At 50.5% G+C, this 7,332-nt stretch carries 7 protein-coding genes and 1 tRNA gene; 7 read left to right on the top strand and 1 reads right to left on the bottom strand.

From position 1 onward, the window contains the following. Positions 1-46 precede the first annotated feature (46 nt). Positions 47-154: a TraX family protein gene (locus H6A13_RS12315; protein ID WP_476703434.1), complete on the top strand. Its 108-nt coding sequence runs from the start codon at positions 47-49 to the stop codon at positions 152-154. Positions 155-194: 40 nt separating this feature from the next. Further along, positions 195-734 carry a DUF5662 family protein gene (locus H6A13_RS12310; RefSeq protein ID WP_204909840.1) on the top strand — a complete coding sequence of 180 codons (540 nt, stop codon included), beginning with the start codon at positions 195-197 and terminating at the stop codon, positions 732-734. 45 nt (positions 735-779) lie between these two features. On the opposite strand, the gene H6A13_RS12305 is transcribed toward H6A13_RS12310, so the two are convergent. Then, positions 780-863, bottom strand: a tRNA-Leu gene (locus H6A13_RS12305). A gap of 109 nt (positions 864-972) precedes the next feature. Between H6A13_RS12305 and H6A13_RS12300 the strand changes: the two genes are divergently transcribed. The 5 genes from H6A13_RS12300 (at position 973) to H6A13_RS12280 (ending at position 7,272) form a co-directional block, all read left to right on the top strand. Next, the gene (locus H6A13_RS12300; RefSeq protein ID WP_204909839.1) at positions 973-2,529 is read left to right on the top strand and encodes a phosphate--AMP phosphotransferase; all 1,557 of its coding nucleotides are present in this window, start codon (positions 973-975) and stop codon (positions 2,527-2,529) included. Then, positions 2,526-3,533 (top strand): deoxyguanosinetriphosphate triphosphohydrolase, encoded by a 1,008-nt coding sequence (locus H6A13_RS12295; protein WP_204909838.1) that lies wholly within the window; start codon positions 2,526-2,528, stop codon positions 3,531-3,533. The genes H6A13_RS12300 and H6A13_RS12295 overlap by 4 nt, the downstream gene beginning before the upstream one ends. A gap of 72 nt (positions 3,534-3,605) precedes the next feature. Continuing rightward, positions 3,606-5,375, top strand: a complete 1,770-nt coding sequence (gene dnaG / locus H6A13_RS12290) for a DNA primase (RefSeq protein WP_204909837.1) — start codon at positions 3,606-3,608, stop codon at positions 5,373-5,375. 39 nt (positions 5,376-5,414) lie between these two features. Beyond that, complete coding sequence (gene rpoD, locus H6A13_RS12285) at positions 5,415-6,539, top strand: RNA polymerase sigma factor RpoD (protein ID WP_204909836.1); 1,125 nt, start codon at positions 5,415-5,417, stop codon at positions 6,537-6,539. A gap of 13 nt (positions 6,540-6,552) precedes the next feature. Continuing rightward, positions 6,553-7,272 (top strand): tRNA (adenine(22)-N(1))-methyltransferase, encoded by a 720-nt coding sequence (locus tag H6A13_RS12280; protein ID WP_204909835.1) that lies wholly within the window; start codon positions 6,553-6,555, stop codon positions 7,270-7,272. Positions 7,273-7,332: the final 60 nt, after the last annotated feature.

The raw sequence follows: 7,332 nt of genomic DNA, 5'->3' as shown, positions 1-7,332 counted from the left end.
GTATACGGGAACGGTCCAGAGATACGGAGTGTTTTCTGCAGTTCCCATGCTGTTGTACAACGGGAAGCCGGGCAGACGGATGAAATATTTCTTTTATATTTTTTATCCGGCCCATCTGCTGATCCTGTACGGGATCAGCCGTATCACAGGGTAAGAGGGCCGAAAAAACGTAATCTGGCAAAGGATGGTGGAATATGAAAGCGATCCAGCATTTAAGAACCATTAATCATCACAAATGGCTTGTCATGAAGGAATGCTTCCAGGTAGGTCTTTATAAGCAGGGGCTTCTTCACGACCTGTCCAAATATTCCCCGTCGGAATTTCTGGTGGGATGCCGGTATTACCAGGGGAACAGAAGCCCCAACAACGCAGAGAGGGAAGCTACCGGATATTCCAAAGCCTGGCTGCACCACAAGGGACGCAATAAACACCATTATGAGTACTGGATCGACTACAGCGCCAATCCGGAGGAAGGGATCGTAGGGCAGAAGATGCCGGTGAAATATGTGGTGGAAATGTTTATGGACCGGGTCGCAGCCTCCAAAACCTATAAAGGGGCCGCTTATACAGACAGGGATCCTCTGGTCTATTATGAGCAGGGCGCGGCAAAGCTTGGGAAGATGATCCATCCGGATACGGCGGCGCTTCTGCACGGCCTGTTGCGGATGCTGGCGGAAAAAGGGGAGAAGGAGACCTTCCGTTACATAAGACAAAATATCCTGAAAAAAAGATAAGCCTTGAAAACACTACATTTTCAAGGCTTTAAAAAAATGATCTGATGCGGAAGATGGGACTTGAACCCACACGGCACGAATGCCACAAGATCCTTAGTCTTGCTCGTCTGCCAGTTCCGACACTTCCGCGAACCGGACTGAAAAACCGTCCGAAAAGTATAATACTATAAGGGTGATAAAAAGTCAACACTTTTTTTCATATACTTGTAAATCTTGCAGTAAGAGAAGGAGGGGTCGTATGTTGGAAAAAGTGGACCTGCAAAAGAAGCTGGAAAAAGAAGAGTATCGTAAACGAATGGATGAACTTGCCCCCAGGCTTGGAAGACTGCAACGGGAGTGTCAGAAGTGGAAGATCCCGGTGATGATTGCCTTTGAAGGATACGGCGCCGCCGGAAAAGGGGTACAGATCGCGGAACTGATCCAGGCGCTGGACCCCAGAGGATTTCAGGTGTATCCGGTCAAAAATGAGACAGAGGAAGAAAAGATGCATCCGTTTCTCTGGCGGTTCTGGACCAAGATGCCTGCAAAAGGAAGGATTGCCATTTATGACAGCAGCTGGTACCGGAAGGTGCTGGTGGACCGCTTTGACGGAAAGACAAGCGATAAAGAGACGGAACAGGCATACCGCTCCATCTGCTCATTTGAAGAACAGCTGACTGCCGACGGGATGGTTCTGATCAAGATCTTTCTTGCCATTGACAAAAAGGAACAGAAGAAACGGCTGGAAAAGCTTCTGGATTCCAAAGAGACGGCATGGAGAGTCAGCAAAGGAGACCTGGAAAGAAACCAGCATTTCAAGAGATATCAGGATATGAATGAGGAGATGCTTCTGCGTACAGATACCGCCTATGCGCCCTGGCATATCGTGGAAGCCACGGACCGGAAGTTTGCGACGGCCAAGATCTACAGTATCGTAGTCCAGATGCTGGAAAGCAAGATCGCTGAACTTGCCGAGGCTGCCAGAAGAGCGGCGCAGGCTGATATGACCGTGAAGGAGATGGACGACCAGGTGCCGTCCGCGTCGGTTGAAGACCAGTTGTTAAAAGAATCGGTGCTGACCAAGGCAGACCTATCTCTTTCCTGTACCAAAGAAGAATATAAGGAGAAGCTGAAAAAGCTTCAGGATAAACTGCAGAAACTCCACGGAGAACTGTACAGGCACAGGATCCCGGTAGTCCTTGGATTTGAAGGATGGGATGCAGGAGGAAAGGGCGGAGCGATCAAGCGGCTGACCCAGAAGATGGATCCCAGAGGCTATGTGGTCCATCCGACTGCTTCTCCCAATGATATTGAAAAGGCGCATCATTATCTGTGGCGGTTCTGGACCGATATGCCAAAGGCCGGCCACGTGACCATCTTTGACCGCACCTGGTACGGCCGCGTGATGGTGGAGCGGATCGAGGGCTTTTGCAGTAAAAAAGAGTGGCAGAGAGCCTACAAAGAGATCAATGACATGGAGCGGGATCTGGCAGAAGCCGGAGCCGTTGTATTGAAGTTCTGGATGCAGATCGATAAAGACGAACAGGCCAGAAGATTTAAGGAACGGCAGGAAAATCCGGAGAAACAGTGGAAGATTACGGAGGAAGACTGGCGGAACCGGGAAAAATGGGATCAGTACGAAGAGGCGGTCAATGAGATGCTGATCCGGACGTCTTCCCCTTATGCGCCATGGATCGTGGTGGAAGGCAACTGTAAGTATTACGCCCGGATCAAGGTTCTGGAGACGGTAGTCGATGCGATTGAAAAGAGACTGGAAGAAAAGAAGCAGGAAGAGAAGGGACAGAAGAAAGCATGACGATCAGAGAACAGATGGAAATTCGCGAGACACAGATATTAAGCCCCTATGCGATGCTCAGCATCCATTCCAGAGGCAGGGAAGAGCCGGAGGAAGAATGCGATATCCGGCCGGTATTTCAAAGAGACAGGGACCGGATCCTTCACTGCAAGGCATTCCGCAGACTCAAGCAGAAGACGCAGGTATTTCTGCTGCCAAAAGGAGACCATTACAGAACCAGACTGACCCATACCCTGGAAGTGTCCCAGAATGCCAGGACCATTGCAAAGGCCCTGCGCCTCAACGAAGATCTGACAGAGGCGATCGCGCTGGGCCATGACCTGGGGCACACCCCCTTTGGACATGCAGGAGAAAGAGCCCTGAATCAGATCTGCCCACTTGGATTTACCCATCATGAGCAGAGTGTCCGGGTGGTGGAGCGTCTGGAAAGGCAGGGACGGGGCTTAAATCTGACCTGGGAAGTCCGGGACGGCATCCGCAACCACAAGACCAGCGGAAAGCCCCACACGCTGGAGGGCCAGATCGTAAGACTTTCGGATAAAATCGCCTATATCAACCATGACATTGACGATGCGGTCCGCGGGGGGATCTTAAAGGAGTCGGATATTCCCGAAAGGATCCGGAAAGTTCTTGGCCCATCCTCAAAAGTCCGGCTGGACACCATGGTCCACAATGTGATCACCAACAGTATGGAGCAGTCCGCGATCCGGATGTCGCCCGAGGTGGCGGAAGCCATGATGGATCTCAGGAAATTTCTTTTTGAAAATGTGTACCAGAATCCTGTGGCCAAAGGAGAGGAAAAGAAAGCGGTACATATGATCAAAAACCTGTATGAGTTTTATGAGGATCACCTGGAATACCTGCCGGAGCAGTTCCTTCGCATGATCGGTCCGGACGGGGAATCCAGGGAGCAGGTGGCCTGCGATTACATTGCCGGAATGACGGATACGTATGCCGTGAAAAAGTTTGAAGAATATTTTATCCCGGAATCCTGGAAAATTTAAAGGAAATCCGATACTTTTGTCGAATAAATATATATGGGAGCATTTGTCATCGAAGGGAAATGAGCGAAAAGAATGTATTACAGCGATGAGATCATTGAAGAAGTCAGGTCCAGAAACGACATCGTAGATGTGATTTCGACCTATGTAAAACTGCAGAAAAAGGGAAGTTCCTACTTTGGACTCTGCCCCTTCCACAATGAAAAGTCTCCGTCTTTTTCGGTCAGCAGACAAAAGCAGATGTATTACTGCTTCGGCTGCGGGGCGGGCGGAAATGTGTTTACATTTTTGATGGAGTATGAAAACTTTACTTTTGTGGAGGCGCTGCGTTATCTGGCGGACCGGGCGGGAGTGGAACTGCCAAAACCGGAGTATTCTGAAGAGGAAAGAAGGAGAGCGGACGAAAAGGCGATTCTTCTGGAAATTCAGAAAAAAGCGGCCCAGTATTATTATGTGCAGCTGAAAAGCCCGCAGGGGCAGCAGGCCATGAATTATCTGAAGGGACGCAAGCTGGATGATGAGACGATCAAAGCCTTCGGACTTGGATATTCCAGTAAATACAGCAACAGCCTGTATCAGTTCCTGAAGTCCCAGGGATATCAGGACGAGATGCTGGCAAAGTCCGGGCTGATCACCATGGATGAAAAGAACGGTCCCCATGACAAGTTCTGGAACCGGGTCATGTTTCCCATCATGGACGCAAATAACCGGGTCATCGGATTCGGCGGGCGCGTCATGGGAGACGCCAAGCCCAAGTATCTGAACTCTCCGGAGACGCCTGTCTTTGACAAGAGCCGGAACCTGTATGGACTGAACCGGGCCAGGACGACCAGGAAGCCGTATTTTCTTCTCTGCGAGGGATATATGGATGTGATCTCTTTACATCAGGCCGGGTTTACCAATGCGGTTGCTTCGCTGGGAACGGCGCTTACACCGGGACATGCCTCCCTGATCAAACGCTATGTGCAGGAAGTGTATCTTACCTATGACAGCGACGACGCAGGTACCAGGGCTGCGCTCCGGGCGATCCCGATCCTCAGGGAAGCCGGTATCCAGGCCAGGATCATCCGCATGGAGCCGTACAAGGATCCGGATGAGTTTATAAAAAATCTGGGTGCGGAGGCGTTTGAAGAGCGGATCCGGCAGGCCAGAAACGGATTTATGTTCAGCCTGGAGGTACTGGAAAAGGATTATGACCTTGGCACCCCGGAAGGTAAAACGGCATTTTTCCAGGAAGCTGCCCGGAGACTGGGAAGATTTGAGGAAGAGATCGAGCGGAATAACTATATCGAGGCAGTAGCGGAAAAATACCACACAGGCTTTGAAGAACTGCGGAAGCTGGTGACAAAGATGGCGGTCCGGGAAGGACTGGCCAGGCCTGCAGAGAGGCCGAAGACAGCAGGGGGAAGAGAAAAGGAAGACGGGATCCGGAAGTCCCAGAAGATCCTTCTGACCTGGCTGGTATCGGATGAGAGAGTGTTCCGGCAGATCAAAGACTATATTTCCCCGGAAGATTTTTCGGACGGTGTGTACCGCAAAGCCGCGGAACTTCTGTTTGTACAGTATCAGGAGGGGGATGTGAACCCTGCCCGTATCATGAATCATTTCACAGATGAGGAAGAACACCGGGAAGTGGCGTCGCTTTTTCATACCCGTATCGAGGAACTGACTTCCGAGCGTGAAAAAGAGAAGGCTTTGATGGAGACGGTACTTCGGATCAAGAACCACAGCATCGAAGAGGCAGGCAGAAAACTGGAGCCTTCGGATATCGCCGGATTACAGCGGCTGATGGAAGCCAAAAGAAAGCTGCAGGACCTGAAGGGACTGCATATTTCCATTAATTAAGGATAAAATATAAACAAGCAATGAGAGGATGGACACTACATGGAAGAAAACATCAAGAAATTTGAGGAGAAACTAAAAGAACTGGTTGCTCTGGGAAAGAAGAAGAAAAGTATTCTTGAGATCCAGGAGATCAATGATTTCTTCTCGGATATGGAACTGGAGCCGGACCAGATGGAGAAGGTCTTTGATTTTCTGGAGGCCAGCAATATCGACGTGCTCAGGATCAATGCGGATACGCCGGAAGATCTGGATGATCTGGACGATTCGGATATCGTGCTTTCCGACGAAGACGAGGTGGACATGGAAAAGATCGACCTGTCTGTGCCGGACGGCATCAGCATCGAAGATCCGGTCCGCATGTATCTGAAAGAGATCGGAAAGGTTCCGCTTCTTACAGCAGACGAAGAGGTGGAGCTTGCCAAACGTATGGCTGACGGAGATGAAGACGCTAAAAAGCGTCTGGCGGAGGCTAACTTACGTCTGGTAGTCAGCATTGCCAAGCGGTATGTGGGACGGGGAATGCTCTTCCTGGATCTGATCCAGGAAGGAAACTTAGGCCTGATCAAAGCCGTGGAAAAATTTGATTATCACAAGGGATTCAAATTCAGTACTTACGCCACCTGGTGGATCCGCCAGGCGATCACCCGTGCCATCGCAGACCAGGCAAGGACGATCCGTATCCCGGTTCATATGGTGGAGACCATCAATAAACTGATCCGTGTGTCCAGACAGTTATTGCAGGAGCTTGGACGGGAACCTACGCCCGAAGAGATCGCGGCGCAGCTGGACATGCCTGTGGACAGAGTCCGCGAGATCCTGAAGATTTCCCAGGAGCCGGTGTCTCTGGAGACTCCGATCGGCGAGGAAGAGGACAGTCATCTGGGCGATTTCATTCAGGATGATAATGTGCCGGTACCGGCGGAAGCAGCCGCACAGACTCTTTTAAAAGAGCAGCTGGACGAGGTGCTGGACACGCTGACAGAGAGAGAGCAGAAGGTTTTAAGGCTCCGGTTCGGTATGAATGATGGCAGAGCCAGAACCCTGGAGGAAGTGGGCAAGGAGTTTGACGTAACCAGAGAGCGTATCCGTCAGATCGAGGCAAAAGCGCTCCGAAAACTCCGTCACCCCAGCCGCAGCAGAAAATTAAGAGATTATCTGGATTAAGAAAGAGGCGCCTATGGAACTATCAAAAAGACTACATGCAGTTGCTGGTCTTGTGACAGAGGGCGCCTCTGTTGCAGATATCGGGACGGATCATGGATACATACCCATCTATCTGATCAAAGAGGGGATCGCGTCTAAGGTGATCGCCCTGGATGTAAAGAAGGGGCCCCTTGAAAGAGCCAGGATGCATATTATCGGCTATGGATTAAAAGACCGGATCGAGATCAGACTCTCCGACGGGTTACAGGAAGTAAAGCCGGGAGAAGTGGACACCATGATCGCGGCCGGTATGGGAGGAGGCCTGGTGATCCGGATCCTTCAGGAAGGACGGAAGGTCGCGGATCAGCTTTCTGCATTGATCCTGCAGCCCCAGTCGGAGATTGAAAAGGTCCGAAAGTATTTGAATCAGTCGGGATTTCGCATCACAGAAGAAAAGATGGTGGAAGAGACGGGCAAATATTATCCCATGATGCGGGTTGCTCACGGAGAGGCAGAAGATTACGAAGAGTATGAATATCTCTATGGGAAGAGGCTTCTGGAGAAAAAAGACCCTGTGTTAAAAAAGTATCTTTTACGGGAGAAAGAGATCCGGGAAAGTATCTTAAAGCAGCTGGCAAAACACAAGGACAGCCAGACTGCAAGAGACAGGGAAAAAACGGTGCGGGAGGAGTGGAGGCTTGTCTGCCTGGCTCTTTCCTGTTATGGATCGGAGGATGGTGTGGATGAAGTGTAAAGAGATCCTGCAGAGGATAGAAGAAGTTTATCCCGCAGATTATGCGATGGAGTGGGATAA

The organism is Mordavella massiliensis (genome assembly GCF_016902415.1).
Classification (GTDB): domain Bacteria; phylum Bacillota; class Clostridia; order Lachnospirales; family Lachnospiraceae; genus Merdimonas; species Merdimonas faecigallinarum.
Note: the sequence above shows the minus strand (reverse complement) of the source record. Positions and strands in the feature narration are given on the sequence as shown.

What these genes read in the sequence shown, in the direction of transcription:
- H6A13_RS12315 (WP_476703434.1), top strand. Translation starts at nt 47, where the DNA reads ATGCTGTTGTACAACGGGAAGCCGGGCAGACGGATGAAATATTTCTTT.
- H6A13_RS12310 (WP_204909840.1), top strand. Translation starts at nt 195, where the DNA reads ATGAAAGCGATCCAGCATTTAAGAACCATTAATCATCACAAATGGCTT.
- H6A13_RS12300 (WP_204909839.1), top strand. Translation starts at nt 973, where the DNA reads ATGTTGGAAAAAGTGGACCTGCAAAAGAAGCTGGAAAAAGAAGAGTAT.
- H6A13_RS12295 (WP_204909838.1), top strand. Translation starts at nt 2,526, where the DNA reads ATGACGATCAGAGAACAGATGGAAATTCGCGAGACACAGATATTAAGC.
- dnaG (WP_204909837.1), top strand. Translation starts at nt 3,606, where the DNA reads ATGTATTACAGCGATGAGATCATTGAAGAAGTCAGGTCCAGAAACGAC.
- rpoD (WP_204909836.1), top strand. Translation starts at nt 5,415, where the DNA reads ATGGAAGAAAACATCAAGAAATTTGAGGAGAAACTAAAAGAACTGGTT.
- H6A13_RS12280 (WP_204909835.1), top strand. Translation starts at nt 6,553, where the DNA reads ATGGAACTATCAAAAAGACTACATGCAGTTGCTGGTCTTGTGACAGAG.